This is a genomic window from Pseudomonas frederiksbergensis (assembly GCF_035751725.1).
GTDB classification, from domain to species: Bacteria; Pseudomonadota; Gammaproteobacteria; order Pseudomonadales; family Pseudomonadaceae; genus Aquipseudomonas; species Aquipseudomonas frederiksbergensis_A.
This window is the reverse complement of the sequence record NZ_CP142104.1, coordinates 771,073-797,274: the sequence shown is the minus strand read 5'-3', so window position 1 is coordinate 797,274 and position 26,202 is coordinate 771,073. Positions and strand designations below refer to the sequence as shown.

Annotated in this window: 23 protein-coding genes, 2 tRNA genes and 1 rRNA gene; 12 read left to right on the top strand and 14 right to left on the bottom strand. The window is 59.8% G+C overall.

From position 1 onward, the window contains the following. Positions 1-173 precede the first annotated feature (173 nt). The 6 genes from VQ575_RS03540 to aptA form a co-directional block, all read right to left on the bottom strand. Positions 174-249, bottom strand: a tRNA-Ala gene (locus tag VQ575_RS03540). Between the two features lie 27 nt (positions 250-276). Further along, positions 277-353: transfer RNA gene (locus tag VQ575_RS03535), tRNA-Ile, on the bottom strand. A 65-nt stretch (positions 354-418) separates the two neighbouring features. Next, positions 419-1,957: ribosomal RNA gene (locus VQ575_RS03530) — 16S ribosomal RNA — on the bottom strand. A gap of 301 nt (positions 1,958-2,258) precedes the next feature. Continuing rightward, positions 2,259-2,438 carry a hypothetical protein gene (locus tag VQ575_RS03525; protein ID WP_325919079.1) on the bottom strand — a complete coding sequence of 60 codons (180 nt, stop codon included), beginning with the start codon at positions 2,436-2,438 and terminating at the stop codon, positions 2,259-2,261. Positions 2,439-2,593: 155 nt separating this feature from the next. Next, positions 2,594-4,087: a CoA-acylating methylmalonate-semialdehyde dehydrogenase gene (locus VQ575_RS03520; RefSeq protein WP_198724173.1), complete on the bottom strand. Its 1,494-nt coding sequence runs from the start codon at positions 4,085-4,087 to the stop codon at positions 2,594-2,596. Positions 4,088-4,150: 63 nt separating this feature from the next. Continuing rightward, complete coding sequence (gene aptA / locus VQ575_RS03515) at positions 4,151-5,500, bottom strand: omega-aminotransferase AptA (protein ID WP_039593563.1); 1,350 nt, start codon at positions 5,498-5,500, stop codon at positions 4,151-4,153. A 120-nt stretch (positions 5,501-5,620) separates the two neighbouring features. On the opposite strand from aptA, the gene VQ575_RS03510 reads away from it, so the two are divergent. The 5 genes from VQ575_RS03510 to VQ575_RS03490 all read left to right on the top strand — a co-directional run bounded on the left by VQ575_RS03510 (position 5,621) and on the right by VQ575_RS03490 (position 10,540). Continuing rightward, entirely contained in the window at positions 5,621-6,541 is a 921-nt protein-coding gene (locus tag VQ575_RS03510) for a LysR family transcriptional regulator (protein WP_039593562.1), read from the top strand. 105 nt (positions 6,542-6,646) lie between these two features. Continuing rightward, the gene (locus tag VQ575_RS03505; protein WP_039593561.1) at positions 6,647-7,297 is read left to right on the top strand and encodes a TetR/AcrR family transcriptional regulator; all 651 of its coding nucleotides are present in this window, start codon (positions 6,647-6,649) and stop codon (positions 7,295-7,297) included. A gap of 6 nt (positions 7,298-7,303) precedes the next feature. Further along, positions 7,304-7,894 carry an IMPACT family protein gene (locus VQ575_RS03500; protein ID WP_039593560.1) on the top strand — a complete coding sequence of 197 codons (591 nt, stop codon included), beginning with the start codon at positions 7,304-7,306 and terminating at the stop codon, positions 7,892-7,894. 443 nt (positions 7,895-8,337) lie between these two features. Next, entirely contained in the window at positions 8,338-9,024 is a 687-nt protein-coding gene (locus VQ575_RS03495; RefSeq protein ID WP_039593559.1) for an SDR family oxidoreductase, read from the top strand. A gap of 157 nt (positions 9,025-9,181) precedes the next feature. Then, positions 9,182-10,540 (top strand): 8-oxoguanine deaminase, encoded by a 1,359-nt coding sequence (locus tag VQ575_RS03490; RefSeq protein ID WP_045155045.1) that lies wholly within the window; start codon positions 9,182-9,184, stop codon positions 10,538-10,540. Between the two features lie 54 nt (positions 10,541-10,594). Here VQ575_RS03490 and VQ575_RS03485 read toward each other — a convergent pair whose 3' ends face one another. After that, positions 10,595-11,686, bottom strand: a complete 1,092-nt coding sequence (locus VQ575_RS03485) for a calcium:cation antiporter (RefSeq protein WP_039593557.1) — start codon at positions 11,684-11,686, stop codon at positions 10,595-10,597. A gap of 166 nt (positions 11,687-11,852) precedes the next feature. Here VQ575_RS03485 and VQ575_RS03480 point away from each other — a divergent pair, with 166 nt between their 5' ends. Then, the gene (locus VQ575_RS03480; RefSeq protein WP_039593556.1) at positions 11,853-12,806 is read left to right on the top strand and encodes an adenosine deaminase; all 954 of its coding nucleotides are present in this window, start codon (positions 11,853-11,855) and stop codon (positions 12,804-12,806) included. 52 nt (positions 12,807-12,858) lie between these two features. On the opposite strand, the gene VQ575_RS03475 is transcribed toward VQ575_RS03480, so the two are convergent. Continuing rightward, complete coding sequence (locus VQ575_RS03475) at positions 12,859-14,241, bottom strand: MFS transporter (RefSeq protein ID WP_045155055.1); 1,383 nt, start codon at positions 14,239-14,241, stop codon at positions 12,859-12,861. 86 nt (positions 14,242-14,327) lie between these two features. Further along, positions 14,328-15,062: an ArsR/SmtB family transcription factor gene (locus tag VQ575_RS03470; protein ID WP_039593555.1), complete on the bottom strand. Its 735-nt coding sequence runs from the start codon at positions 15,060-15,062 to the stop codon at positions 14,328-14,330. Positions 15,063-15,449: 387 nt separating this feature from the next. Here VQ575_RS03470 and VQ575_RS03465 point away from each other — a divergent pair, with 387 nt between their 5' ends. Both VQ575_RS03465 and VQ575_RS03460 read left to right on the top strand, forming a co-directional pair. Beyond that, on the top strand, positions 15,450-16,463 hold the full coding sequence (locus VQ575_RS03465; RefSeq protein ID WP_039593553.1) for a zinc-binding alcohol dehydrogenase family protein: 1,014 nt from the start codon (positions 15,450-15,452) through the stop codon (positions 16,461-16,463). Between the two features lie 169 nt (positions 16,464-16,632). Next, the gene (locus VQ575_RS03460) at positions 16,633-16,803 is read left to right on the top strand and encodes a hypothetical protein (RefSeq protein WP_196304742.1); all 171 of its coding nucleotides are present in this window, start codon (positions 16,633-16,635) and stop codon (positions 16,801-16,803) included. A gap of 1 nt (position 16,804) precedes the next feature. Here the strand turns inward: VQ575_RS03460 and VQ575_RS03455 are convergent, their stop codons facing one another. Both VQ575_RS03455 and VQ575_RS03450 read right to left on the bottom strand, forming a co-directional pair. After that, positions 16,805-18,007, bottom strand: a complete 1,203-nt coding sequence (locus VQ575_RS03455) for a multidrug effflux MFS transporter (protein ID WP_039593552.1) — start codon at positions 18,005-18,007, stop codon at positions 16,805-16,807. A 94-nt stretch (positions 18,008-18,101) separates the two neighbouring features. Beyond that, complete coding sequence (locus VQ575_RS03450; RefSeq protein ID WP_045155044.1) at positions 18,102-18,299, bottom strand: heavy-metal-associated domain-containing protein; 198 nt, start codon at positions 18,297-18,299, stop codon at positions 18,102-18,104. A gap of 147 nt (positions 18,300-18,446) precedes the next feature. Between VQ575_RS03450 and VQ575_RS03445 the strand changes: the two genes are divergently transcribed. The 3 genes from VQ575_RS03445 to cueR all read left to right on the top strand — a co-directional run bounded on the left by VQ575_RS03445 (position 18,447) and on the right by cueR (position 21,822). After that, positions 18,447-18,830, top strand: coding sequence for a hypothetical protein (locus tag VQ575_RS03445; protein WP_039593550.1), 384 nt, complete (start codon positions 18,447-18,449; stop codon positions 18,828-18,830). A 200-nt stretch (positions 18,831-19,030) separates the two neighbouring features. Next, positions 19,031-21,424, top strand: coding sequence for a heavy metal translocating P-type ATPase (locus tag VQ575_RS03440; RefSeq protein ID WP_045155043.1), 2,394 nt, complete (start codon positions 19,031-19,033; stop codon positions 21,422-21,424). After that, entirely contained in the window at positions 21,421-21,822 is a 402-nt protein-coding gene (gene cueR, locus VQ575_RS03435; protein WP_039593548.1) for a Cu(I)-responsive transcriptional regulator, read from the top strand. The genes VQ575_RS03440 and cueR overlap by 4 nt, the downstream gene beginning before the upstream one ends. A gap of 60 nt (positions 21,823-21,882) precedes the next feature. Here the strand turns inward: cueR and VQ575_RS03430 are convergent, their stop codons facing one another. Both VQ575_RS03430 and VQ575_RS03425 read right to left on the bottom strand, forming a co-directional pair. Beyond that, on the bottom strand, positions 21,883-22,776 hold the full coding sequence (locus VQ575_RS03430) for a PA4780 family RIO1-like protein kinase (protein WP_039593547.1): 894 nt from the start codon (positions 22,774-22,776) through the stop codon (positions 21,883-21,885). A 209-nt stretch (positions 22,777-22,985) separates the two neighbouring features. Next, positions 22,986-23,777, bottom strand: coding sequence for an AraC family transcriptional regulator (locus VQ575_RS03425; protein ID WP_325919078.1), 792 nt, complete (start codon positions 23,775-23,777; stop codon positions 22,986-22,988). 79 nt (positions 23,778-23,856) lie between these two features. Here VQ575_RS03425 and VQ575_RS03420 point away from each other — a divergent pair, with 79 nt between their 5' ends. Continuing rightward, complete coding sequence (locus VQ575_RS03420) at positions 23,857-24,885, top strand: bile acid:sodium symporter family protein (protein WP_325919077.1); 1,029 nt, start codon at positions 23,857-23,859, stop codon at positions 24,883-24,885. Here the strand turns inward: VQ575_RS03420 and VQ575_RS03415 are convergent. Further along, positions 24,872-26,149, bottom strand: a complete 1,278-nt coding sequence (locus tag VQ575_RS03415; RefSeq protein WP_039593544.1) for an acetyl-CoA C-acetyltransferase — start codon at positions 26,147-26,149, stop codon at positions 24,872-24,874. The genes VQ575_RS03420 and VQ575_RS03415 overlap by 14 nt on opposite strands. Positions 26,150-26,202 lie beyond the last annotated feature (53 nt).

Below are 26,202 nucleotides of genomic sequence, written 5' to 3'. Positions count from 1 at the left end.
CAAATTTTACCTTAGCCTGATCCGTTACCAGTGAAAGTAACGTCCAGTCTATCTTTCTATCACATACCCAAATTTTTAAAGAACGATCTAATCAAAAGACTAGAAATCAACATTCATCACCGCCTTGGTGGAATGCTCATTTCTAAGCTTTAAACGTTGGAACCAATCTGTAATGGTGGAGCCAAGCGGGATCGAACCGCTGACCTCCTGCGTGCAAGGCAGGCGCTCTCCCAGCTGAGCTATGGCCCCGTATCGCTACAGGGTACACCATGAAATTGGTGGGTCTGGGCAGATTCGAACTGCCGACCTCACCCTTATCAGGGGTGCGCTCTAACCAACTGAGCTACAGACCCAATCGTCTTCTTCAATGAATCAAGCAATTCGTGTGGGAGCTCATGAAGCAGCTGCGGTCGTCGATTAAGGAGGTGATCCAGCCGCAGGTTCCCCTACGGCTACCTTGTTACGACTTCACCCCAGTCATGAATCACACCGTGGTAACCGTCCCCCCGAAGGTTAGACTAGCTACTTCTGGTGCAACCCACTCCCATGGTGTGACGGGCGGTGTGTACAAGGCCCGGGAACGTATTCACCGCGACATTCTGATTCGCGATTACTAGCGATTCCGACTTCACGCAGTCGAGTTGCAGACTGCGATCCGGACTACGATCGGTTTTGTGGGATTAGCTCCACCTCGCGGCTTGGCAACCCTCTGTACCGACCATTGTAGCACGTGTGTAGCCCAGGCCGTAAGGGCCATGATGACTTGACGTCATCCCCACCTTCCTCCGGTTTGTCACCGGCAGTCTCCTTAGAGTGCCCACCATAACGTGCTGGTAACTAAGGACAAGGGTTGCGCTCGTTACGGGACTTAACCCAACATCTCACGACACGAGCTGACGACAGCCATGCAGCACCTGTCTCAATGTTCCCGAAGGCACCAATCCATCTCTGGAAAGTTCATTGGATGTCAAGGCCTGGTAAGGTTCTTCGCGTTGCTTCGAATTAAACCACATGCTCCACCGCTTGTGCGGGCCCCCGTCAATTCATTTGAGTTTTAACCTTGCGGCCGTACTCCCCAGGCGGTCAACTTAATGCGTTAGCTGCGCCACTAAGAGCTCAAGGCTCCCAACGGCTAGTTGACATCGTTTACGGCGTGGACTACCAGGGTATCTAATCCTGTTTGCTCCCCACGCTTTCGCACCTCAGTGTCAGTATCAGTCCAGGTGGTCGCCTTCGCCACTGGTGTTCCTTCCTATATCTACGCATTTCACCGCTACACAGGAAATTCCACCACCCTCTACCATACTCTAGCTCGACAGTTTTGAATGCAGTTCCCAGGTTGAGCCCGGGGATTTCACATCCAACTTAACGAACCACCTACGCGCGCTTTACGCCCAGTAATTCCGATTAACGCTTGCACCCTCTGTATTACCGCGGCTGCTGGCACAGAGTTAGCCGGTGCTTATTCTGTCGGTAACGTCAAAACACTAACGTATTAGGTTAATGCCCTTCCTCCCAACTTAAAGTGCTTTACAATCCGAAGACCTTCTTCACACACGCGGCATGGCTGGATCAGGCTTTCGCCCATTGTCCAATATTCCCCACTGCTGCCTCCCGTAGGAGTCTGGACCGTGTCTCAGTTCCAGTGTGACTGATCATCCTCTCAGACCAGTTACGGATCGTCGCCTTGGTGAGCCATTACCTCACCAACTAGCTAATCCGACCTAGGCTCATCTGATAGCGCAAGGCCCGAAGGTCCCCTGCTTTCTCCCGTAGGACGTATGCGGTATTAGCGTCCGTTTCCGAGCGTTATCCCCCACTACCAGGCAGATTCCTAGGCATTACTCACCCGTCCGCCGCTCGCCACCAGGTACAAGTACCCGTGCTGCCGCTCGACTTGCATGTGTTAGGCCTGCCGCCAGCGTTCAATCTGAGCCATGATCAAACTCTTCAGTTCAAACATCTTTGGGTTTTGAGAAAACCCTAAACTTGGCTCAGCAATCGTTGGTTACATCTTTGATTTCTCGCGGAGTAACTTGTGATGCTGATAATCTGTTGACTAGCAGTCTGACTCCACAAGCACCCACACGAATTGCTTGATTCAGTTGTTAAAGAGCGGTGGATTGAGCCTTTCGTCTCAACCGAGGCGCGCATTCTACAGCGCCCCGTGTATCTGTCAAGCGGTTATTTTAAGAAGTTTTCAAAGTTTCGCTTGGAAATCCTTAACAACTTCAACCACTTGCGCTTTCGATCTCTCGTTAGCGGGAGGCGAATTCTACAGCGTTGTTCGCTGCTGTCAACACCTCTTTTTTACCGCTTTCGATCGAGAAGATCGAATCGCCGATAGAGCCAAACAACACCGCCCTATCAACTCCTTCAGCACTTCGATGAACTGAAGCGCCTGACTTGCCTAAACCATCTAACTCATTGAAACTCAAGGAGTTTTCCGTTTCGACTGCGCCGGAAGTGGGGCGAATTATAGACATCCAGAATTTGCCGTCAACCGTTATTTTCACAATTGTGTCATATCAGTCAGAAAGCCCCATAAATACAGAGGCCGACGCCCAAGGGCGCCGGCCTCTTCAGTTACCAACTACAGGCTTGGAAATGCAAATTGTGAAGCTTCATGGCTGGCACGCTGCGGCCAGCGTTGGGTAATGGCCTTGCGACGCGTATAAAAACGCACCCCATCCGGACCATAAGCATGCAGGTCACCAAAGAGCGAACGCTTCCAACCGCCAAAACTGTGATAAGCAACAGGCACTGGCAATGGAACGTTGACGCCGACCATGCCGACTTCAATCTCATCACAGAACAACCGCGCCGCCTCGCCGTCTCGGGTAAAGATGCAGGTCCCGTTGCCATATTCGTGATCATTGATCAGTTGCATCGCCTCTTCCAAGCTGTTGACCCGGACGATACACAGCACTGGCCCGAAGATTTCTTCCTTATAGATGCGCATCTCAGGTGTCACGTGATCGAACAGACAGCCGCCCAGGAAAAAGCCGTCCTCGTGCCCAGCGACACTCAAGCCACGGCCATCGACAATCAATGACGCCCCCGCCGACACGCCCTCTTCTATATAGCCACTGACCTTGTCGCGGTGTTGCCCGGTAACAAGCGGCCCCATGTCCAGTCCGCACGAAGTCCCCGCACCGATCTTCAATGCCTTGATCTGCGGAACCAACTTGGCCACCAGCGCATCCGCCACCTGATCACCGACACACACTGCCACCGAAATCGCCATGCAGCGCTCACCGCACGAACCGTACGCAGCGCCCATCAAGGCGCTGACTGCATTATCCAGATCGGCGTCGGGCATCAGGACTGCATGGTTCTTCGCACCGCCCAAGGCCTGGACGCGTTTACCGCGACGAGTCCCCTCGGCATAGATGTACTCGGCAATCGGCGTCGACCCGACAAAACTCAGCGCCTTTACTTCCGGCGCTTCAATCAACGCATCCACCGCCGCCTTGTCGCCATGGACCACGCTCAACACACCTTTGGGCAAACCGGCTTCCAGCAATAGCTGGCCAATCAGCAATGTCGAGCTCGGATCACGCTCGGACGGCTTGAGGATGAAGCAGTTGCCACAGACGATAGCCAGCGGATACATCCACAACGGCACCATCGCCGGGAAGTTGAACGGCGTGATACCTGCCACGACACCCAAGGGCTGGAAGTCTGACCAGGCATCAATGTTCGGTCCTACATTGCGACTGTATTCGCCCTTCAGGATTTCCGGCGCGGCACAGGCAAACTCAACGTTTTCGATACCACGCTTGAGCTCACCCGCGGCATCTTCCAACGTCTTGCCATGTTCTTCGCTGATCAATTGGGCGATACGCGCTTCGTTCTGCTCCAACAGTTGCTTGAAACGAAACATTACCTGGGCGCGCTTCGCCGCCGGTGTGTTGCGCCAGGCGGGGAAAGCCGCCTTGGCAACATCGATCGCCTGTTGGACAGTCGCGCGATCCGCCAGCGGAACCTTATGGATGGCTCGGCCAGTGGAGGGGTTGAACACATCGGCCGTCCGAGCGCTGTCGCTCAACAGTTCGCCATTGATCAAATGCGGGATGAGGCTCATGGGGACTCCAGGAAATTCGGTCACCGGACGCTCAACAATGAGCGTCTCTTTATAAAGAAGAAATCAGTCGATCTTGTTCAGCACTTCACCAACCGCATCGAAAAGGCGATCCAGGTCGTGCGGCTTGCTGTTGAATGTCGGCCCGAACTGCAAGGTATCGCCACCGAATCGCACATAGAACCCAGCCTTCCACAGGGCCATGCCCGCCTCGAATGGGCGTACGATCGCGTCGCCATCGCGCGGGGCGATCTGGATAGCCCCGGCCAAGCCAAAGTTGCGAATGTCGATGACGTTTTTTGAGCCCTTCAAACCATGCAAAGCTGCCTCGAAATGCGGCGCGACCTCGGCCACGCTCTGCACCAGGTTTTCCTTCTGCAACAGGTCCAGCGCCGCCAAGCCTGCCGCGCACGCCACCGGGTGCGCCGAGTAGGTATAGCCATGGGGAAATTCCACGGCATATTCGGGCGTCGGCTGGCTCATGAACGTCTGGTAGATTTCGCTGCTGGCAATCACCGCCCCCATCGGAATCGCACCGTTGGTAACTTGCTTGGCGATGCACATCACGTCCGGGGTCACGCCAAAACTGTCGGCACCGAACATCGCACCGGTACGACCGAAACCGGTGATCACTTCGTCAAACACCAGCAAGATGTTGTGCTGGTCGCAGATTTCCCGCAGCCGCTTGAGGTATCCCTCCGGCGGCACCAATACGCCGGCGGAACCGGCCATTGGCTCGACAAACACCGCGGCGATGTTGGAAGCGTCGTGCAGCTCGATCAACTTCAGCAGTTCATCGGCCAAAGCGATGCCTCCCTCCTTCGGCATGCCACGGGAATAGGCGTTGCTGGCCAGCAAGGTGTGGGGCAGATGATCGACGTCAATCATGGCTTGGCCGAACAATTTGCGATTGCCGCTGACGCCGCCCAGGCTGGTACCGGCGATGTTCACGCCGTGATAACCGCGAGCACGACCTATCATCTTGGTCTTGGTGGCCTGCCCCTTGAGGCGCCAGTAGGCGCGAACCATCTTCACTGCGGTATCAGCGCATTCGGAGCCGGAGTCGGTGAAAAACACATGGTTAAGGTTGCCCGGGGTCAGGCTGGTGATTTTTTCCGCCAACTGGAAAGACAGTGGATGGCCGTATTGGAACCCCGGCGAATAATCGAGGGTGCCCAGCTGCTTGGCGACCGCCTCTTGGATTTCCTTGCGCGTGTGTCCGGCGCCGCACGTCCACAAGCCCGACAAAGAGTCGTAGACCTTGCGCCCCTTGTCGTCGGTCAGCCAGCTACCTTCGGCGGCCACGATCAGGCGAGGATCGCGCTGAAAATTGCGATTGGCCGTGTAGGGCATCCAGTGGGCATCCAGCTTCAACTGGCTGGCCAGGGAACCGACAGCGTGTTCGGGCATGTTCATCGACAAAACCTCGCAAGACATAAGCGGACTGAATCAGAGCGTTCTTGCGACTACGTTGCCACGGCGATAAAGTCGGTGAAATCCAGCTTTTCTAACCTTCAGTCAGCGGATCACTAAACTATGAGTCTTCGTCGTTCCGATCCGCTGGCCCAGGTCAGCGACTTCGATATCCGCTTGCTGCGCATTTTCCGCAGTGTGGTGGAGTCCGGTGGGTTTTCCGCCGCCGAAACGGTGCTTGGTATCGGTCGGTCGGCTATCAGCCAGCAAATGAACGATTTGGAACAGCGCCTCGGGCTGCGCTTGTGCCAGCGTGGTCGCGCAGGTTTTTCCCTGACTGAAGAAGGCCGCGAGGTCTATCAATCGGCCCTGCAACTATTGAGCGCGTTGGAAAGCTTCCGCACCGAGGTCAACGGCCTTCACCAACATTTGCGCGGCGAACTGATCATTGGCCTGACGGACAACCTCGTCACCCTGCCGCACATGCGCATCACGCACGCCTTGGCCCAGTTGAAAGAACGCGGGCCCGACGTGCAGATCCAGATTCGCATGATTGCCCCCAATGAAGTCGAACAAGGCGTGCTAGATGGTCGCCTGCATGTCGGCGTGGTTCCCCAAGCCAGCGCCTTGTCAGGTCTCGAGTACCAGCCGCTCTACAGCGAACGTTCGCTGCTGTATTGCGCAGTGGGACATCCGCTGTTCTATGTGGATGACCAACAACTCGAAGACGCTCGCCTCAATAGCCAAGACGCCATCGCGCCAACCTTCCGCTTGCCGGCAGACATCCAGGCCCATTACCAGGCACTGAACTGCACCGCCAGCGCATCGGACCGCGAAGGCATGGCCTTTCTGATTCTCACTGGACGCTACATCGGTTATCTGCCGGATCACTATGCCAATCTCTGGGTCCAGCAAGGTCGGCTGCGCGCCCTCAAGCCCTTGGCGCGTTTCTACGATCTGAGCCTGGCATCGGTCACTCGCAAGGGTCGTCGCCCTCATCTGGTGCTGGAAAATTTTCTCGAAAGCCTGGCAGCAACACGCTGATAGTCTCCACGATACGGCTTTTATAGCGGCAACACTTGTCGGATCCTCGCCGGTGCGCTATGAACGCATTTGGCCCGCACCCACAGACCCAGCCCGGAAACGTCCATGACCTTTGAAGTTCCTGCCCATGGTGGCAAGCCGACCGGCCGCATTCGTCAACAGAACGAAGAGACCATCCTCAGGGCCGCCGAGGATGAGTTCGCCCGTCACGGTTTCAAGGGCACCAGCATGAACACGATTGCCTTGAAAGCTGGATTGCCCAAGGCAAACTTGCACTACTACTTCACCAACAAGCTCGGACTCTACGTCGCGGTGTTGAGCAACATCGTCGAGTTATGGGACAGCACGTTCAACTCCCTGACGGCCGAGGACGATCCGGCGCAGGCGTTGACCCGCTACATCCGCGCCAAGATGGAGTTCTCCAGGCGCCAGCCCCAGGCATCGCGGATTTTCGCCATGGAAGTCATCAGTGGCGGCGAATGCCTGAGTGAGCATTTCAACCAGGATTATCGCGCCTGGTTCAGGGGCCGGGCGGCTGTTTTCCAGGCTTGGATCGATGCAGGCAAAATGGACCCGGTCGATCCGGTGCACCTCATCTTCCTGTTGTGGGGCAGCACCCAGCACTACGCCGACTTCGCCACCCAGATCTGCCGCGTGACCGGTCGCAGCAAGCTGACCAAGCAAGACATGACCGACGCCGGCGACAACCTCATCCGTATCATTCTCAAAGGCTGCGGCCTGACACCTGACCTCTAGGATTACATGCCTTATACCCTCGCCGGCTTTTGTGAGTACCGTGAAGAAATCCGCAAAAGCCGTTTCATTACCCTCGCCGCCCCCATCAACAGTCCCGCCGAGGCCCAGGCCTTTATCGAACAGCACAGCGACCTCGATGCCACGCACAATTGCTGGGCATGGAAACTGGGTGATCAGTACCGCAGCAGTGACGATGGCGAACCGGGCGGCACCGCCGGACGGCCGATCCTGGCAGCCATCCAGGCCCAGGCCTGTGACCAGGTCGTGGTATTGGTCATCCGCTGGTACGGCGGAATCCAGTTGGGTACCGGAGGGTTGGCGCGGGCTTATGGCGGCGGCGCAAACAAATGCCTGCAAAATGCCGAAAAGATCGAGTTGATTAGCCGCGTGGCGCTGCACTGCGTTTGCGGGTTCGCGGAACTGCCCTTGGTAAAACTACGTACAGCCGAATGCGGTGGCTTGGTAAATGCCGAGCATTTCACCGCAAACGGCGTGGAACTCCAATTGGCGGTGGGTGAGGAACACATTGAAACGCTGCAGACACGACTGGCCGACCTGAGTCGCGGGCAAATACGCCTGGACCGCCAAACAACCTGATGACATGCGTCCCTCGATTTGCCCACATGCGCTGTGCACCTGCTTGTGGATAACCTGGGCGCATCACGCTGTAACCCTTCTGTCGTGCGGCTTTCGGCGATTTGTACGTTTTTTATACACGCGCCTCAAGAGTCGCCGAAATATTCAGGAAAACAAATGGTTGCAGTGCTTTATCGCCTTTAGAAGAAAGCCGCACGAGGCTTATGCCCGACTGTCCAGCTTGCGCACAATTACTGTGGAGCAACCTGTGGATAACCCGTTCATGGCTCCGGCTGCACCAAGAGCAGCATGGTTTGCGGCCGCTTGATCATTTTTTAATCAATCGTTACGGTGATTGAAGAAGCTTCCTTGCGATCGACTCGACGCGCTGCGTCACGATCTGAAACAACGGCTCGGTAAACGCTGTCCATTAATCCCATGACCTTTTTTTCAAGGATGCCCTCATGAATTACGCAAAAAACGCATTGATCATCGGCGCTTCCAGGGGCTTGGGCCTGGGTTTGGTGAAGACATTGCTCGGCGATGGCTGGAACGTCATTGCCACCGTGCGCAACCCGCAGAACGCAGACGCGTTGAAAGCGCTGGGGCGGGTGCGCATCGAAAAGCTCGACATGGACGACCAACAAGCCGTCATCGCCCTGAGCCAGCAGCTCAAGGACGACACCTTTGACCTGCTGTTCATCAACGCCGGCGTCAAGGGCCCGGACAACCAGAGCCCGGGCGGCGCAACGTTGGCGGAGGTCGGCCAGTTGTTCTTCACCAACGCCGTGGCGCCGATCAACCTGGCACAGCGCTTCGTCGGGCAGATTCGCGAGGGCAGCGGAGTACTGGCTTTCATGAGCTCCGTGCTCGGCAGCGTGACCATGCCCGATGCGCCGGAACTGGCGCTGTACAAGGCAAGCAAAGCCGCCCTCAACTCGATGACCAACAGCTTTGTCAGTCAACTGGGCGAGAAATCACTGACTGTACTGTCGCTGCATCCGGGCTGGGTGAAGACGGATATGGGCGGGGAAGGCGCCGACATAGACGTCGAGACCAGCACGCGTGGGTTGATCGATCAGGTCAATGCCTTCGCCGGCAAGGGTGGGCATCACTTCGTCAATTACAGGGGCGAGACGATTCCCTGGTAAACCGCCGCTCCCACAGTAATCCTCGCTGAGCACTGGATGGGTGCCGGATAAACTGAGTAAACTGCAAACCGCGCCCTCCCAAGGGCGCCCCTGGATCAGCAGACAGGGCATCACTGAGCTGGCTAACCTGAACCCACTTTCAGAGGAGCCGGCGACCATGCCTGCGACCCGTACCTGGTTAAAAAATCCCCTCGCCGTCTTCACGGCCAACGACCTCGATGCCCGTGGCGGTCTCGTCCTGCAGGATGGTGCGATCGTCGAACTGCTCGGCCTCGGCCAGCACCCCGACCATCCCTGCGATGTTGTCTTCGACGCCCGCGAGCATGTCATCCTGCCGGGGCTGATCAACACTCACCATCATTTTTATCAGACCCTCACCCGCGCCTGGGCCCCTGTGGTCAACCAGCCATTGTTCCCTTGGCTGAAAACCCTTTACCCGGTCTGGGCACGACTGACACCGGAAAAACTGGCCCTGGCAAGCAAAGTGGCGCTGGCCGAACTGCTCTTGTCGGGCTGCACCACGGCGGCTGACCATCATTATCTGTTTCCGCAAGGCCTGGAGAATGCAATCGACGTGCAGGTTGAAAGCGTCCGCGAACTGGGCATGCGCGCAATGCTCACTCGCGGTTCCATGAGCCTGGGCGAAGCCGACGGTGGCTTGCCGCCGCAGCAGACTGTCCAGCAGGGCCAAGTGATTCTCGACGACAGTCAGCGACTGATCGCCCGTTATCACCAACGAGGCGACGGCGCGCAGATCCAGATTGCCCTGGCGCCGTGCTCACCGTTTTCGGTGACACCCGAGATCATGAGCGCCAGCGCCGAGCTCGCGGAAAAACTCGACGTACGCCTGCACACGCACCTGGCCGAAACCCTCGATGAAGAAGATTTCTGCCTGCAACGCTTCGGCCTGCGCACCGTCGATTACCTGGACAGCGTCGGCTGGCTGGGTCCGCGTACCTGGCTGGCCCATGGCATTCATTTCAATCCGGATGAAATCGTCCGTCTGGGCGCAGCCGGCACCGGTATCTGTCATTGCCCCAGTTCGAACATGCGCCTGGCCTCGGGCATTTGCCCGACACTCGACCTCACGGCCGCCGGCGCGCCACTGGGCCTGGGCGTGGACGGCTCAGCGTCCAACGATGCCTCGAACATGATCCTCGAAGCCCGCCAAGCGCTGTACATCCAACGCCTGCGCTATGGCGCGCAAGCGATCACGCCGGAACGGGTGCTGGGTTGGGCGACCCGCGGTTCGGCGCGATTGCTGGGGCGCAACGACATCGGCGAACTGGCGGTGGGCAAACAGGCCGACCTGGGGCTGTTCAAGCTTGATGAGCTGCGCTTCTCCGGCAGCCACGACCCGATCTCGGCACTGCTGCTATGTGGCGCTGATCGAGCGGATCGGGTGATGATCGCCGGCGAGTGGCGGGTGATCGACGGACAGGTCGAGGGCCTTGACCTGAACGGGTTGATTGCCGATCACAGCCAGGCGGCTCGGGAGTTGATCGCAACATCCTGATCAAACCGAAAACGAATGTGGGAGCCAGCCGGCTCCCACAGGGACTATGACAAGTCAAAGCCCCAGCAACGACAACATCACAAACGTCGCAAACAACACAAAGTGGGTCATGCCCTCGATGGCGTTGGTTTCGCCATCGTTGAGGTTGATAGCGCTGACGATCAAGGTGATGAAGATCATCACCGTCTGCACCGGCGTCATCGCCATCTGGAAAGGCTGGCCGGTATAGAGCGCCATCGCCTCCATCACCGGCACGGTCAGGATCACGGTGGACAGCGACGCTCCCAACGCGATGTTGACCACCGACTGCATGCGATTGGCCAGGGCTGCACGCAGGGCGGTGAGGATTTCCGGCGCTGCGGAGATGGCCGCCACCAGGATAGCCGTGACCACCGGCGGCGCGCCGGAGCCTTCCAGTCCCAGATCGATGGCCTTGGACATGACCTCGGCCAGCGCACCGATCACCACCACGCCAAACACCAATGCGCCGATGGAGAATGCCAGGCTGATGGGTTTCGGCTCGGTTTCCACCGGCTCCTTTTTTCGACGTTTTTCCGGGTAGTTGTAGCTGAAGAAATAACTGTGGGGGCCCACCTGCATCCGCAGGAACAAGGCATACAAGACCATCATCGCGCCGATGGTGAACGCCGAATAATGCTTCCAGTTTTCTTGGGGAATGAACTCAGGCACCACCATCGACACGCCCATCGCGGTGAGAATCATCACGCTGTAGGTGCGCGCCGAATCGTCGTTATAGACCTGCTCGCCATGCTTGAGCCCTCCCATCAGTGCCGCGAGCCCGAGGATACCGTTGATGTCGAGCATGACTGCCGAATAAATCGTGTCCCGTACCAGGGTGGGCGATGCCTCGTTACTCATCATGATCGCCAGGATCACGACTTCCACCAAAACCGCCGACAAGGTCAGGATCATGGTCCCGTAGGGATCACCCACTTTTTCCGCCAGGAGTTCCGCGTGATGAGCCACGCGCATGGAGGCAGAAACGATGAAACCGATCAGCACCAACCCACTTGCCAGCGCCACGGCCCGCCCGCTGCCCAGCAGCCAATGTTCCAGCGGGTAGGCAACGAAGGCGGCTATCAGGGCCAACAACAGCAGTTTTTCTTGCTTGATCAACGAGAACATCGCGGGCCTGGCAATGGACGGGTCATGAGCTACTAGACTGTGGCAGGCCGGGAACGTTTCGTGCGGATGCAGCACTGCACAGTGGATCACCCGGTCAGGTTTTACCCGACATCGGCGCCTACCCCCTGTAGAATGCCCGCCATTGATTCGCTGATGAGAAAAAGACATGTACGACTGGCTGAATGCCTTGCCCAAGGCCGAACTGCATCTGCACCTGGAAGGCTCGCTGGAGCCGGAGCTGCTGTTTGCCCTGGCCGAACGCAACAAGATCGCCCTGCCTTGGAGCGACGTGGAGACCCTGCGCAAGGCCTATGCCTTCAACAACTTGCAGGAGTTTCTCGACCTGTATTACCAGGGCGCCGATGTGCTGCGCACGTCCCAGGATTTCTACGACCTGACCTGGGCCTACCTGCTGCGCTGCAAGGCGCAGAACGTGATCCACACCGAGCCATTCTTCGATCCGCAGACTCACACCGATCGCGGCATTCCATTCGAAGTGGTGCTCAACGGCATTGCCGCCGCCCTCAAGGACGGCGAGCAGCAACTGGGCATCACCAGCGGCCTGATCCTGAGTTTCCTGCGCCATCTGAGCGAAGAACAGGCCGAGAAAACCCTCGACCAGGCGTTACCGTTCCGTGACGCGTTCGTGGCCGTGGGCCTGGACAGTTCGGAGATGGGCCATCCACCGAGCAAGTTCCAGCGAGTGTTCGATCGCGCTCGTAACGAAGGTTTCCTGACTGTCGCCCACGCTGGCGAGGAAGGCCCGCCCGAATACATCTGGGAAGCGTTGGACCTGCTGAAGATCCAGCGCATCGACCACGGCGTGCGGGCTATCGAAGACGAGCGGCTGATGCAGCGGATCATCGACGAGCAGATTCCGCTGACGGTGTGCCCGCTGTCCAATACCAAGCTGTGCGTGTTCGACGACATGTCGCAGCACAACATCCTCGACATGCTTGAACGCGGCGTGAAGGTCACGGTGAACTCAGATGACCCGGCGTATTTTGGCGGTTATGTCACCGAGAACTTCCATGCGCTGCACACTCACCTGGGCATGACCCAGGACCAGGCCAAGCGGCTGGCGCAGAACAGCCTGGATGCGCGACTCGTAAAACCTTAAGCTTGGCGTTCATCCCCTGTGGGAGCGAGCAGGCTCCCACAGGGGATCGTGTTCAATCCGCTACTGCGCCTTCGCTCAACTCCTCCAGCGTCTTGCCCCGCGTTTCCATTCCGAACAGCCAGACTACCCCCGCCGCCACGGCAAAGCACAGCGCACCCAGGGCAAACACACCGCCCTGCCCGGTGATGGGAAATACCAGCCCGGTCACCAAGGGCCCAAGCAGCGAACCGATGCGACCAACCGCCGAGGCAAAGCCCGATCCCGTGGCCCGCGCCGAGGTCGGATACAGTTCCGGCGTGTAGGTATAGAGCACCGCCCACATGCCGAACAGGAAGAACTGCATCAACAGTCCGGTGCCGATCAGCAGGCTGACGTTGCCACCAAACACCGCGCTCTGGCCATACAGGAAAGCCATGACCCCGCCGCCCAACAGCGTGATGATGCACACCGGCTTGCGTCCCCAGCGTTCAACCAGCCACGCCGCCATCAGGAAACCGGGGATCCCACCCAGGGAAATGACCACGGTGTAATAGACCGATTGCGTCACCGCGAAGCCCGATTGCTGCAACAACGCGCTGAGCCAGGACGTCAGGCCATAGAACCCGAGCAGGGCAAAAAACCAGACGCTCCAGATCATCACGGTGCGCTGGCGGTACAACGGTGACCAAATCTGCGCCAAGGCCGAGAAAAAATTGCCAGGGACAGTCGCCAGCCTCGGCAGGCGAATCGGCTCGGGCAAATCCCGCGTCCCCAACGAAGCCCGGACCTTGTCTTCGATCCGCTTGAGTACGGCATCCGCTTCATCGCCCCGACCGGCCTGTTCCAGCCAACGCGGCGATTCCGGAATGAAGAAACGGATCACCAGGACGAACACCGCCGGCACCGCCAATACCAGGAAGATGTCACGCCAGCCGATCACCGGCAGCAGGAAATACGACAGCACGCCCGCCGCCACGAAGCCCAGCGGCCAGAAGCCGTCCATCAAGGCGATGTAGCGTCCGCGGCGCTTGGCTGGAATAAGTTCGGAAAGCATCGACTGGGCGATCGGAAACTCCATGCCCATGCCGACGCCCAGCAGGATGCGAAACAACGTCAATGTCTCGATGTCCTGCGCGGTGGAACACAGGTAACTGGCCAGCCCCCACAGTACGATGCTCCATTGGAACACCGGTTTGCGTCCAAACCGATCGGCCAACATGCCCGACAGCGAGGCGCCCACCACCATGCCAAAGAAGCTGGAACTGGCCAGCAGCCCCGCCTGGGCCGAGCTCAGGCCGAACTCGGTTTTGATCGACCCCAGCAGGAACGTCATCATGGCGAGGTCCATGGAGTCGAAGAAAAACGCCAAGGCAATGATGATGAATATGACCCGGTGATAGCCGCTGATAGGCAATCGCTCCAGTCGTTCCGCAGCGCTGTAAACGTGAGTGTCCATTTGCATTCCCCAATCCGAAAGAACCCTGGACCGAGTGTGCGCGAACCTCGCCGGCGGTTATTGCTGATTGCGACCTGCCAACAGCCCTAGAGCGCCATTTCCAGGGTGTCCTGCCTGGCGAACCGATGGATTTCCTGCTGGCCGAGAGTGGTCACCTGCAGGGCCCTTGAATCATTTGGCAAGCTCAGCCAACCCGATTGCATGAACAATTGCAGCAACGCCGCCCCCAGCGCGCCTCCCAGGTGCGGCCGCCGCTCGCTCCAATCGGGACAAGGGCAAGCGATGCGCGCATTGCGATGAGCCAACGCCTGGATGAACAGGCCGTGCCCAGCCAATTGATTGGCGCCCTTATGGGAGACGATCACACGTTGCTCAAGCTGTTCGAGCCACCCGGCATCCAGCAATCGCTGATAAAGATCAGCCGCCAGGGTCCCGCCCAAATGGTCATCGCAAAGCCTGGCGCGCATCAACGACGCCGGTGCCGTCGGCGCCTTGGTTGGCATGAGGCCGCGCTTGAAAACGTCTGGGATCTGCCGAGGCGTGCTGGCGAGGGTTGCGCTCGCCAACGCCTCGACGGCAGCGCCGATCTCGGGGGCCGCCAGGCGGAAAAACCGCTTGCGACCGCGGATCTCGACTTTCAACAGGCCACCTGTGGACAACCGCCCCAGATGGGCATTGGCCGAAGAGGGCGAAAGCCCGGCCAGCAAAGCCAATTCATCGGCCTGTCGGGCCGTACCATCCATCAAGGCCCACATCATTGCGCTACGCTTTGGGTCGGCCAGCAGCGTGGCAATCTGGCTGATGCAAGGTGCATGTTCCATGTATTCACTCCCTGTTGAATCATCTGTCTACTGCTTTGGGGCATATTGACCCGTGAGAAGGTGCCGCCCAAAGCGGCTGACCGCCTGGAAGACCGGCATGCCCATCCGGACGTCGCTCGTGTCGAGGCAAATGGCGGTTACCCCATTTGCCGTCGTGCCCGTTTCAGCGTCGACACAGGCGGCCGCTAGTATAAGCGTGCGGATCACGCTTTCCTGTCCTCCAGAAACCTTTGGAGGCGATTGTTCCTGAGGGAAAAATCTCTATTTGCACGCGACTAATGGTCATTATCAAAAAAACACTGAAAGAGCCTGTTGGTTTAGCCACTTTTACCCCGTCACCAAATAGCCAAACATGGGCGCCATCGTCCCCACTCACGGAGCCGCTTCATGAAAGCCATTGCCTATTACCAATCACTGCCCATCAACGATCCACAATCGCTTCAAGACATTGAGTTGCCGGAGCCCGTCGCGGGGCCGAAGGACCTGTTGGTGGAGGTCAGGGCCATCTCGGTCAACCCCGTCGACACCAAGGTCCGCCAGAATGTGCAGCCCGAAGGCGGCGCCGCCAAAGTGCTGGGCTGGGACGTGGCCGGCGTGGTCAAGGCCGTGGGCAACGAAGTCACACTGTTCAAGGCTGGCGACAAGGTGTTCTACGCCGGTTCCATCGCCAGGGCCGGCGGCAACAGCGAATTGCATGTGGTTGATGAGCGTATCGTCGGCCACATGCCCAAGACCCTCGGTTTCGCCGAAGCCGCCGCACTGCCGCTGACGGCCATCACCGCTTGGGAACTGTTGTTCGACCGATTGCAGATAAAAGAAAGCCAGGCCGACCTGGGCCAGACCCTGCTCATCGTCGGCGCCGCCGGGGGCGTGGGTTCGATCCTTACGCAACTGGCCAGCCAGCTGACTGGCCTCAAGGTCATCGGCACCGCTTCCCGACCGCAGACAGCGGATTGGGTACGTGGCCTGGGTGCTGACCTGGTGGTCGATCACAGCCAGCCGCTGAGCGAAGTACTCAAGAAGGCCGGCCAGGCCCAAGTGACCCACGTGGCCAGCCTGACCCAGACCGACCAGCATCTGGACCAGTTGGTCGAAGCCTTGGCACCCCAAGGCAAGTTGGCCCTGATCGATGACCCGAAATCCCTGGACGTGACCAAGCTCAAGCGCAAGAGCCTGTCGTTGCACTGGGAGTTCATGTACACCCGCTCTCTATTCGAGACAGTCGACATGCTTGAACAGCACAAACTGCTCAATCGTGTGGCCGGGCTGATTGACGCAGGCACCTTGAAAACGACGGTCGGCGAACACTTCGGCGTCATCAACGCCGAAAACCTGCGTCGGGCCCACGCATTGCTTGAAAGTGGGAAGGCCAAGGGTAAGATCGTGCTGGAAGGATTCTGACTGTTCCAGGCCGTCGCCCCTCAGACAATCCCGTGACGGGGGAGCTCGCTCCCTCGCCACCCAAGCCTGCACCGTCAGTCCGACAATTGACCGTTGTCACAACCGCGCCCGTATTCCGGTCTACACTCGAGGCCTTTGCAACGCAGTCTTTTACACGAGGAGGTCAGCAATGAAGATCCTGATAAAAGAAGTGGCAAAATCCCAATGGCAAGTACGTCTTGACCAGCATGTCGTGACCTTTCGCACCGAGGCCGAAGCCCAGGCTTTCGCCAATACCCTGCAAGCGCGCATCCGAGCGCCCCATCACTTTCCCGAACACCAGCAGCGCGCGGCCGGGTGACTCAATTTCGCTGACCCGCCTGGGCAAGCGCCAACGCGTTTTGCAGACGGCGAGTCAGCATTGCCGCGCCGACCACCAACAATCCGCAAAGACTGATGACAATCGCCATCGGCACCGCCGTGCCGTCATGTAGCGCGGCCACCAATGCGGCGGCACCCGCAGCGACGGAAAACTGCAGGCAGCCCAACATGGCCGAGGCACTCCCCGCCCGGGCGCCCTGCCCGTTCATGGCGCAAGCCGACGCATTGGGGAGGATGCAGCCCAGGCTGGCGATGCAGATGAACAACGGGATCAGCAACGGCCACAGCCGCTCCGGCTGGAAGGCGCTGACGGCCAACAGACTCAGCCCGGCAATCCAGTAGACCCAGACCGCGCGGGCCAGCAAGAAAGCCGGGCCGCGCTTGGACAACAATCGCGCGTTGACCTGCGCTACCAGGATGAAACCTGCCGCGTTGGTTCCGAACAACCAGCCGAAGTGCTCGGCGGGCACGCCGTAGAGCTTGATAAATACAAACGGCGAGCCGGCGATGTAGGCAAACATCCCGGCGATCGCGATGCCTCCTGTCAGGGCGTGGCCAAGGTAAACCGAGTCTTTTAGAAGACGACCGTATTGGCGCAGTGCGCCGGACAGCGGTTGGCGGGGCACATGGTCGGGCAGGCTTTCCGGCAACCACAAGGCAACCGCCGTTGCCGCGAGCGCACTGAACAGCGTCAGGCCAATGAAAATCGATTGCCAACCATAGAGGTTCACCAGCAAGCCGCCGAGCATCGGCGCAAGGATCGGCGCCAGGCCCATCACCAGCATCAACTGCGAGAACACCTTGGCCGAGCCCACCGCGTCGCATTTGTCGCTGACCACCGCCCGGGAAATCACCATCCCCGCGCATCCGCCCAACGCCTGCACGAAGCGCGCACCGATCAGCCATTCAAGGCTTGGCGCATAGGCGCAGGCCAGCGATGCCACGGTGAACAAGGCGACGCCCGTCAGCAGCGGGACACGTCGTCCGAAGCGATCCGCCACGGGCCCGTAGGCCAGTTGGCCGAGAGACAACCCCAGGAAATAGGCCGCCAGGGTCAGTTGGATATGTTTTTCATCGGTGCCGAAAGCGATTGCCATCGCCGGGAACGCCGGCAGATAAAAATCGATCGCCAAGGGACCGAAAGCGCTCAAGGCGCCAAGAATCAGAATGGTACGGAGGTTCATCAGGCGTCCAGCTCAGCGTCAGTCGGCAGCCCGACAGTCTAGCCGGGCTGGACGCTCTTGAACATTCCGATAGGTCGCTAACGATTAAAAACGTTCAGGCGGGGCTGGCTTCGTAGCCCTCCTCCCTGATTGCCTCGATCAGCGCCTCCTTCGGCAAGGTGCTCTGGACTTGGACGGTCCCGGCGCCCAGGTTCACTTGCACCTGAGCCGCTGGGTCCTTGGCCTGCACAGCCTGGGTAACGGCCTTTACGCAATGACCACAGGACATCCCTTGAACGTTGAAGGTTTGCATGAAATGACTCCTTGGGAATGAGGTTGCCCGCAGTTTCAAGCTTGCCATCATGGCAAGGTCAAGTTTTCGCAAAAACTGCCGGGCTGGCAATCGGCGTCGTGCTCGGCCAAGCTGCACCTATCAGGATTTCATACCGGAGGTTCAGCCATGCGCTGGTCAGCGTTCAGCCTGTTTTGCATGCTCGGTCTTTCAGCAGTGGCCCCCCAGGCATCGGCTGCCGGCGAAGACTATGGCGTCTTGATCATTTCCCGGGAGCGTCTGGAGGTACCGACCAGTTGCGAAATAGGCGTCTACATCCAGGACCAGTTATCTGGCAGGTTATTCCAGGAGCAAAGCACCTCGTTCAACCTGCCACCCGGTCGGATTTCCTTGCGCCTGAAACTGCTGCCAGGCCAGGCCGCAGGTTGCGCCCCGGGCATGCTCGCTCCAGGATCGCAGGACATCACCCTCAAGGCTGGCGATGTTGTGAAGTACCGCATCGCGGCGAATGAGCAAGGCATGTACCTCAAGCAGGCCGATCTCGGTTACTGACGCCCTGCGAACCCATGTGGGAACGAGCCTGCTCGCGAAGAGGCCGGTCAGTCCGGCACCTTCATCGGCTATGACACCGCTTTCGCGAGCAGGCGCGCTCCGGTAGAACGCAGGGGTCTTCGCAAACTTCTGAACTGGCGCTTGACCTTGCCAACATGGCAAGGTTGATCCTGTGGTCATCCACTACAGGGAGCCTGCACATGTCTGAATCCACCACTTTCGATCTGCCGATCTCCGGCATGACCTGCGCCAGCTGTGCCGGTCGGGTCGAGCGAGCCCTGAGCAAGGTCCCCGGCGCCAGCGCCGTCAGCGTCAACCTGGCGACGGAACAGGCGCGGGTCCAGGCACCGGAAGGCAGCCTGCCGGCCTTGATGGAGGCGGTCGAGCAAGCAGGCTATAGCGTTCCCGCACAGACCCTGGAATTGAACATCGAGGGCATGACCTGCGCCTCCTGCGTCGGTCGGGTCGAACGAGCGCTGAGTAAAGTCCCAGGCGTGAATCGCGCCAGCGTCAACCTGGCCAATGAACGGGCTCATGTCGAGTTGCTGGGCCAGATCGATCCGCAAATGCTCATCGACGCCGTCAAGCGTGCCGGCTACGACGCCAGTGTCAGGCAGGCCGAGCAACCTCAAAAAACCCAAGACGAGCGCCTGAACCGAGAGCGCCTGGCTCTGATACTGGCGATTGTGCTGGCGCTGCCCTTGGTATTGCCGATGGTATTGCAGCCGCTTGGCGTGCACTGGATGCTGCCGGCCTGGGTGCAGTTCGCGTTGGCGACACCTGTGCAATTCATCTTCGGTGCGCGTTTCTACGTTGCGGCTTTTAAAGCTGTCCGCGCCGGGGCCGGGAATATGGACCTGCTCGTCGCCCTGGGAACCAGTGCCGGTTATGGCCTGAGCCTTTATCAGTGGGCAATTGCCCAGCCCGGCAGCATGCCGCATTTGTACTTCGAAGCCTCGGCCGTGGTGATTGCCCTGGTATTGCTCGGCAAATACCTGGAAAGCCGTGCCAAGCGACAAACCGCCAGTGCCATCCGCGCCCTCGAAGCCTTGCGACCGGAGCGGGCAATCCAAGTGATTGACGGCAAGGAACAGGACGTTGCCATCAGCGCGCTGCGTGTGAATGACTGGGTGCTGGTCAAGCCCGGCGAGCGATTCCCGGTGGACGGTGAAGTGATCGAAGGCCAAAGCCATGCCGACGAGGCGCTGATCAGCGGCGAAAGCCTGCCCGTGCCCAAGCAACCCGGCGACAAGGTCACGGGCGGGGCGATCAATGGCGAAGGTCGTTTGCTGGTGCGCACCCAGGCCCTCGGCGCCGAGACGGTCCTGGCGCGCATCATTCGCCTGGTGGAAGACGCCCAGGCGGCCAAGGCCCCCATTCAAAAACTGGTGGATAAAGTCAGCCAGATTTTCGTACCGGTCGTATTGCTCCTGGCTGTCGCCACGCTGATTGGCTGGTGGCTCTACGGCGCACCATTGGAAACCGCACTTATCAACGCCGTTGCCGTGCTGGTGATCGCGTGCCCGTGCGCCCTGGGCCTGGCGACACCGACGGCGATCATGGCCGGCACCGGCGTGGCCGCACGCCACGGCATTCTGATCAAGGATGCCGAGGCACTGGAGCGTGCCCATGAAGTCGATACGGTGGTGTTCGACAAGACCGGAACCCTGACCTCCGGCACGCCGCGCATTGCTCACTTGGCCGCGCTCGATGGCGACGAAGATGGGCTGCTGAGAATGGCCGGCGCCCTGCAACGGGGCAGCGAGCACCCGCTCGCCAAAGCGGTGCTGGACGCCTGCACCGAGCGCGACCTGGACGTAGCGGATATCAGCGACAGCCAGTCCCTCACCGGGCGCGGCATCGCCGGCACCCTCGACGGACGCCGCCTCGCGCTGGGCAATCGGCGTTTGCTGGAAGAGCTCGGGCTAGGCCCCGACTCGCTGGCCGAGTCGGCGCTGGCCTGGGAAACCGAAGGCCGGACGGTATCCTGGCTGATCGAACAAGCCTCGACACCTCGGGTCCTGGGCCTGTTTGCCTTCGGCGATACTCTCAAGCCGGGTGCCCTGGCGGCGGTGGAAGCCTTGAATCACCGCCGTATCGCCAGCCATCTGCTCACCGGCGATAACCGAGGCAGCGCCCGGGTTGTGGCCCACGCGCTGGGTATCACCAACGTCCACGCCGAAGTATTGCCGGCCGACAAGTCCGCCATCGTCGAGCAATTGAAAAGTCATTCGGTGGTGGCAATGGTCGGCGACGGTATCAACGACGCTCCAGCCCTGGCCGCTGCCGACATCGGCATTGCCATGGGCGGCGGCACCGATGTGGCGATGCACGCCGCCGGTATCACGTTGATGCGCGGCGACCCGCGCCTGGTGCCGGCAGCGCTGGACATCAGCCGCAAGACTTACGCCAAGATCCGCCAGAATCTGTTCTGGGCCTTCGTCTATAACCTGATCGGCATCCCCCTCGCCGCGTTCGGTTTGCTCAACCCGGTACTGGCCGGCGCGGCCATGGCGCTGTCGAGCGTCAGCGTGGTCAGCAACGCATTACTGTTGAAGTTCTGGAAGCCTGCAGACCTGGAGGACAAGCGATGAACATCGGCCAAGCGGCCCGCCAGAGCGGCCTTAGCGCGAAGATGATCCGGTATTACGAATCCATCGGTCTGCTCAAGGCCGCCCATCGCACGGACAGCGGCTACCGGATCTACGGCACCGATGACCTGCACACGCTGGCGTTCATCAAGCGCTCCCGGGACCTGGGGTTTTCCTTGGAGGAGGTCAGCAAACTGTTGACGCTGTGGCAGGATCGTCAACGCGCCAGCGCCGATGTGAAGACCCTGGCCAAGCAACACATCGATGAACTGAACCAGAAGATCCGCGAACTGGCCGAGCTGCGCGATACCCTCCAGGACCTGGTGGAACACTGCCAGGGCGACCACCGTCCCGACTGCCCGATCCTCAAGGAGTTGGAATCGGGGTGCTGCAAGGATTGATGCTCCTTGAGGGAGCACCGATAAAAAACCCGGCCTGGGCCGGGTTTCTGGGTCAACCGATCATTGCATCCAAGGCGGAGGCGGCTCCTCGGTCTTGCCTGGCGGCGCATCGTCGGCGGCGCGCACAGCCTGGCGTCGTTCTTCATCCAGCCGCGCGGCCTCGATCTCTCGCATGATCCCGCCAACATCCGCCAGCTCTTCTGGCTCGTCGAACTCACCGGTCAACACGCTGCCCGGGTGCAACGTGCCGGCTTCATAGAGCGCCCACATTTCCTTGGCGTACCGGGTGCGCTTGAGCTCAGGGGCGAAACGGCCAAAGTAGGACGCCATGTTGCCGACATCCCGCTCCAACATACTGAAGGCGTGGTTGTTGCCGGCGGCATCCACCGCTTGCGGCAAATCGATGATGACCGGGCCTGTCGGCGTGAGCAGCACGTTGAACTCCGACAGGTCACCGTGCACCAGGCCGGTACAGAGCATCAGTACGATCTGGGAAATCAGATAGGCGTGATATTCACGGGCCTGATCCGGCTCCAGCACGACGTCGTTCAGGCGCGGCGCTGCATCGCCGTATTCATCGGCCACCAGCTCCATCAGCAGCACGCCTTCAAGGAAGTCGTACGGCTTGGGCACTCGCACACCGGCGTTGGCCAAGCGGAACAGCGCGGCCACCTCGGCATTCTGCCAAGCGTCTTCCGTTTCCTTGCGTCCGAACTTCGAACCTTTCGCCATGGCGCGGGCCTGACGGCTGTTACGAACCTTGCGACCTTCCTGGTATTCGGCCGCCTGGCGAAAACTTCGCTTGTTCGCCTCCTTGTAGACCTTGGCGCAACGCAGCTCATTGCCGCAGCGCACCACATAGACAGCTGCTTCTTTACCACTCATGAGTGGGCGCAGCACCTCGTCGACCAGACCGTCTTCGATCAGGGGTTCAATGCGTTTTGGAGTCTTCATCAGCTTTTATTCTGGGTCCTTTATTACCAAACACGCGAATGACAGGTCGTTATACGGCAATCCTCTCCTCACGGGGAGGGGTTGCGACCTATGAAGCCGCAATGCACACACTGTGCCGGATCAGCTCAACCCCGCCAAATCATAGCCGCCCCCCGTCCTGATGCGGATCATTGGATGGGCATGTATTTGCGACAAAAGCTGACAATGACTCAGTGCTTGAATAATTCGCCTGGGGTGAAACCGAACAATCCCTTGAATGCGGCGATGAAAGCGGACGTCGACTCATAGCCACAGGAAAGCGCCGCGCCGGTCACGCTGTCGCCTCTTTCCAGCGATCCCAAGGAGGACAGCAGCCGCATGCGCTGGCGCCACGCACGAAAGCTCAGGCCGGTTTCGCGCAGGAACAATCGCATCAGGGTTTTCTCCGACATGCCCAAGCGCTCTGCCCAGGCTTGCAAGGTCACATTGCCCTCGGGCTGTTCGATCAGTTCGTTGCACAGCGCCAACAAGCGGGCATGTCGCGGCAGCGGAAGGGAAAACCCCACCTCGGGCAACGCGGCCAACTGGTCCAGCAACACCTGCACCAGGCGCGCCTCCTGGGTATCACCTTGTGGATAGGTGACGGGAAACTGACAGAAGACCTTGATCAGCTCCCGCGCCAACGGTGTGACCTCCAAGACCCGGCAGCGCTCGCCTGCCCACAGGCAAGCCTGGCGATGCACATAAAGGCTGCGCATTTCCGCCCGGGTGGACGTCACCACTTGGTGCTCGACGTCGGCCGGGATCCAAATGCCCCGTTGCGGCGGCGCAAAGAAACTGCCCTCGGCGGTATGCACGCCGAGCACTCCGCTGATGGCATAGGAAAATTGCACCCAATCGTGTCGATGAGCCTGGGTCCACGAACCCGCGCCCAAGCTTTCGACCCGGGCATAGAGTGGCCGGGGCAGCTCCGTCAGGTCAGGAATGCGCCGTTCAAGCAGTTGATGTCCGTTTGTCGGCATTGATTGGCCTTATGTCGCAAGACGACTGTTTAAAGCGACGTTAGGCTAAGTCGACTTCTCATACAACTTGCGGTGCCCCATGCACATCTTCAGACACCTCAAACGCCTGGTGACCGACTGGTTCCTGTGCGGCATGTTGCTTGCCACCCTGCTGGCGTACTTCTTTCCCCGCTTCGGCGCCACGGGCGGCGCGATGCATGCCGAGTGGGTGGTCAATATCGGCATCTTCGTGGTGTTCTTCCTCCACGGGATCAACCTGTCCGGCGAGCAGATCCGCCATGGCTTGAAGAACGTCCGGCTGCATTTGATGGTGCAGGGTTTTACCTTCGTCGTGTTTCCATTGATCTGGCTGGCCAGTGACTGGCTGTTGGGCAGCCATGTCCCGCCGCTGTTGATGCTGGGCTTTTTCTACCTGTGCGCCCTGCCCTCGACCATTTCTTCATCGGTGGCCCTGACAGGCAGCGCGGGCGGTAACGTGCCGGCGGCGATTCTCAACGCGAGCCTGTCCAGTGTGTTGGGGATTTTCCTGACGCCATTGCTGGTCAGCTTCGTGGTCGGCAGCGGTGCCGGTGGCATCGACCTGGGCTCGACCCTTCTCGATCTGTGCCTGATGTTGCTGCTGCCCTTGGTGCTTGGGCAGTTCCTGCGGCGCTGGCTGGGCGCTTTTTTCGCCCGATACAAGCGCTACACCAGCATCATCGACAAACTGGTCATCCTGCTGCTGGTCTACGCGGCGTTCTGCAACTCGATGGTTTCCGGGATCTGGCGCGAACAAGGCAATGGCGTGTTGCTCAGCGCCGTGCTCGGCAGCGCCGTGCTGTTGGCGATCATCCTGTGGCTGACCACCCGCACCGCTCGCGCCCTGCGGTTCAGCAATCCGGATGAAATCGCCGCGGTATTCTGCGCGAGCAAAAAATCCTTGGCCGCCGGGGTGCCGATGGCAGCGTTGATCTTCGGCAACAACCCAGGCCTGGGACTGATCCTGCTGCCGATCATGATCTACCACCCCTTGCAACTGATCGTCTGTTCGATCCTCGCCGAACGCTACGCCAGCCGCCAGCGAGCCCAGGCCGCGTCCAAGCGCGAGGCGATGGTCAGCGCTCGATGATGGCCGTCACACCTTGGCCAGCCGCCGCGCAGATAGAAATCAGCCCTCGGCCCCTCCCGGCCGCATCCAACAGTTTGGCCAGGTTGGCGACGATGCGCCCGCCAGTCGCGGCAAATGGATGTCCGGCGGCCAGTGAGCTGCCTTTCACGTTCAACCGGCTGCGGTCGAGGGGGCCCAGCGGCGTGTCGAGACCCAGGCGGGACTTGCAGTAGTCCGGGTCTTCCCAGGCCTTCAACGTGCACAACACTTGGGCGGCGAACGCCTCGTGGATTTCGTAGTAATCGAAATCCTGCAACGTCAGGCCGTTGCGTGCCAACAAGCGCGGCACGGCGTAGACCGGCGCCATCAGCAGGCCCTCGGCGCCATTGACGAAATCCACCGCCGCCGTTTCACCGTCACGCAGGTAGGCCAGGATCGGCAGCCCGCGGGCCTTGGCCCACTCTTCGCTGCCCAACAGTACGAGCGAGGCACCGTCGGTGAGCGGCGTGGAATTGCCTGCTGTCAGGGTGCCCTTGGCGCTTTTTTCAAAAGCGGGCTTGAGGGACGCGAGCTTTTCCAGGGTCAGGTCTGGGCGCAGGTTGTTGTCGCGGGTCAGGCCCAGGAACGGCGTCATCAAATCGTTGTGCCAGCCTTCGGCATAGGAAGCGGCCATTTTCTGATGACTTTCCAGCGCCAGGCGGTCCTGTTCGTCCCGGGGGATCTGCCAGGCCTGCGCCATCAGCTCACAATGTTCGCCCATGCTCAGGCCCGTTCGCGGTTCGTTGATGCGCGGCAGGTCGGGGACCAGGTGCCGGGGACGCAGTTGCAGGAAGGCCTTGAGCTTATCGGCGGTGGTCCTGGAGCGATTGGCTTGCAGCAGAATCCTGCGCAGCCCTTCGTTGACGCCGATGGGCGCGTCGGACGTAGTGTCCACGCCGCCGGCGATGGCGCTGTCGATCTGGCCCAGGGCGATCTTGTTCGCCACCAGCAGCACGGTCTCTAACCCGGTGCCGCACGCTTGCTGCACGTCATAGGCCGGGGTGCTGGGCGACAGTCGCGAGCCAAGCACGCATTCGCGCGTCAGGTTCATGTCCCGGGAAAACTTGAGCACCGCCCCTGCGGCCATTTCCCCGATGTGCACACCGTGCAGGTTGTAGCGCTCGATCAAGCCTTCGAGCGCAGCCGTCAGCATCGCCTGGTTGCTGGCGGTGGCATAGGGCCCGTTGGAACGGGCGAATGGAATGCGGTTACCACCGATGATCGCGACGCGGCGTAGCTGTGCCATGAAAAACTCCCCTGTATGCGCGAATATGCGAAATAAGCCTGCTGTAACGTGCC

Excerpts from the sequence above, each read along its gene's own strand:
- VQ575_RS03520 (WP_198724173.1), bottom strand. The coding sequence starts at position 4,087 with ATGAGCCTCATCCCGCATTTGATCAATGGCGAACTGTTGAGCGACAGC.
- aptA (WP_039593563.1), bottom strand. The coding sequence starts at position 5,500 with ATGAACATGCCCGAACACGCTGTCGGTTCCCTGGCCAGCCAGTTGAAG.
- VQ575_RS03510 (WP_039593562.1), top strand. The coding sequence starts at position 5,621 with ATGAGTCTTCGTCGTTCCGATCCGCTGGCCCAGGTCAGCGACTTCGAT.
- VQ575_RS03505 (WP_039593561.1), top strand. The coding sequence starts at position 6,647 with ATGACCTTTGAAGTTCCTGCCCATGGTGGCAAGCCGACCGGCCGCATT.
- VQ575_RS03500 (WP_039593560.1), top strand. The coding sequence starts at position 7,304 with ATGCCTTATACCCTCGCCGGCTTTTGTGAGTACCGTGAAGAAATCCGC.
- VQ575_RS03495 (WP_039593559.1), top strand. The coding sequence starts at position 8,338 with ATGAATTACGCAAAAAACGCATTGATCATCGGCGCTTCCAGGGGCTTG.
- VQ575_RS03490 (WP_045155045.1), top strand. The coding sequence starts at position 9,182 with ATGCCTGCGACCCGTACCTGGTTAAAAAATCCCCTCGCCGTCTTCACG.
- VQ575_RS03485 (WP_039593557.1), bottom strand. The coding sequence starts at position 11,686 with ATGTTCTCGTTGATCAAGCAAGAAAAACTGCTGTTGTTGGCCCTGATA.
- VQ575_RS03480 (WP_039593556.1), top strand. The coding sequence starts at position 11,853 with ATGTACGACTGGCTGAATGCCTTGCCCAAGGCCGAACTGCATCTGCAC.
- VQ575_RS03475 (WP_045155055.1), bottom strand. The coding sequence starts at position 14,241 with ATGGACACTCACGTTTACAGCGCTGCGGAACGACTGGAGCGATTGCCT.
- VQ575_RS03470 (WP_039593555.1), bottom strand. The coding sequence starts at position 15,062 with ATGGAACATGCACCTTGCATCAGCCAGATTGCCACGCTGCTGGCCGAC.
- VQ575_RS03465 (WP_039593553.1), top strand. The coding sequence starts at position 15,450 with ATGAAAGCCATTGCCTATTACCAATCACTGCCCATCAACGATCCACAA.
- VQ575_RS03460 (WP_196304742.1), top strand. The coding sequence starts at position 16,633 with ATGAAGATCCTGATAAAAGAAGTGGCAAAATCCCAATGGCAAGTACGT.
- VQ575_RS03455 (WP_039593552.1), bottom strand. The coding sequence starts at position 18,007 with ATGAACCTCCGTACCATTCTGATTCTTGGCGCCTTGAGCGCTTTCGGT.
- VQ575_RS03450 (WP_045155044.1), bottom strand. The coding sequence starts at position 18,299 with ATGCAAACCTTCAACGTTCAAGGGATGTCCTGTGGTCATTGCGTAAAG.
- VQ575_RS03445 (WP_039593550.1), top strand. The coding sequence starts at position 18,447 with ATGCGCTGGTCAGCGTTCAGCCTGTTTTGCATGCTCGGTCTTTCAGCA.
- VQ575_RS03440 (WP_045155043.1), top strand. The coding sequence starts at position 19,031 with ATGTCTGAATCCACCACTTTCGATCTGCCGATCTCCGGCATGACCTGC.
- cueR (WP_039593548.1), top strand. The coding sequence starts at position 21,421 with ATGAACATCGGCCAAGCGGCCCGCCAGAGCGGCCTTAGCGCGAAGATG.
- VQ575_RS03430 (WP_039593547.1), bottom strand. The coding sequence starts at position 22,776 with ATGAAGACTCCAAAACGCATTGAACCCCTGATCGAAGACGGTCTGGTC.
- VQ575_RS03425 (WP_325919078.1), bottom strand. The coding sequence starts at position 23,777 with ATGCCGACAAACGGACATCAACTGCTTGAACGGCGCATTCCTGACCTG.
- VQ575_RS03420 (WP_325919077.1), top strand. The coding sequence starts at position 23,857 with ATGCACATCTTCAGACACCTCAAACGCCTGGTGACCGACTGGTTCCTG.
- VQ575_RS03415 (WP_039593544.1), bottom strand. The coding sequence starts at position 26,149 with ATGGCACAGCTACGCCGCGTCGCGATCATCGGTGGTAACCGCATTCCA.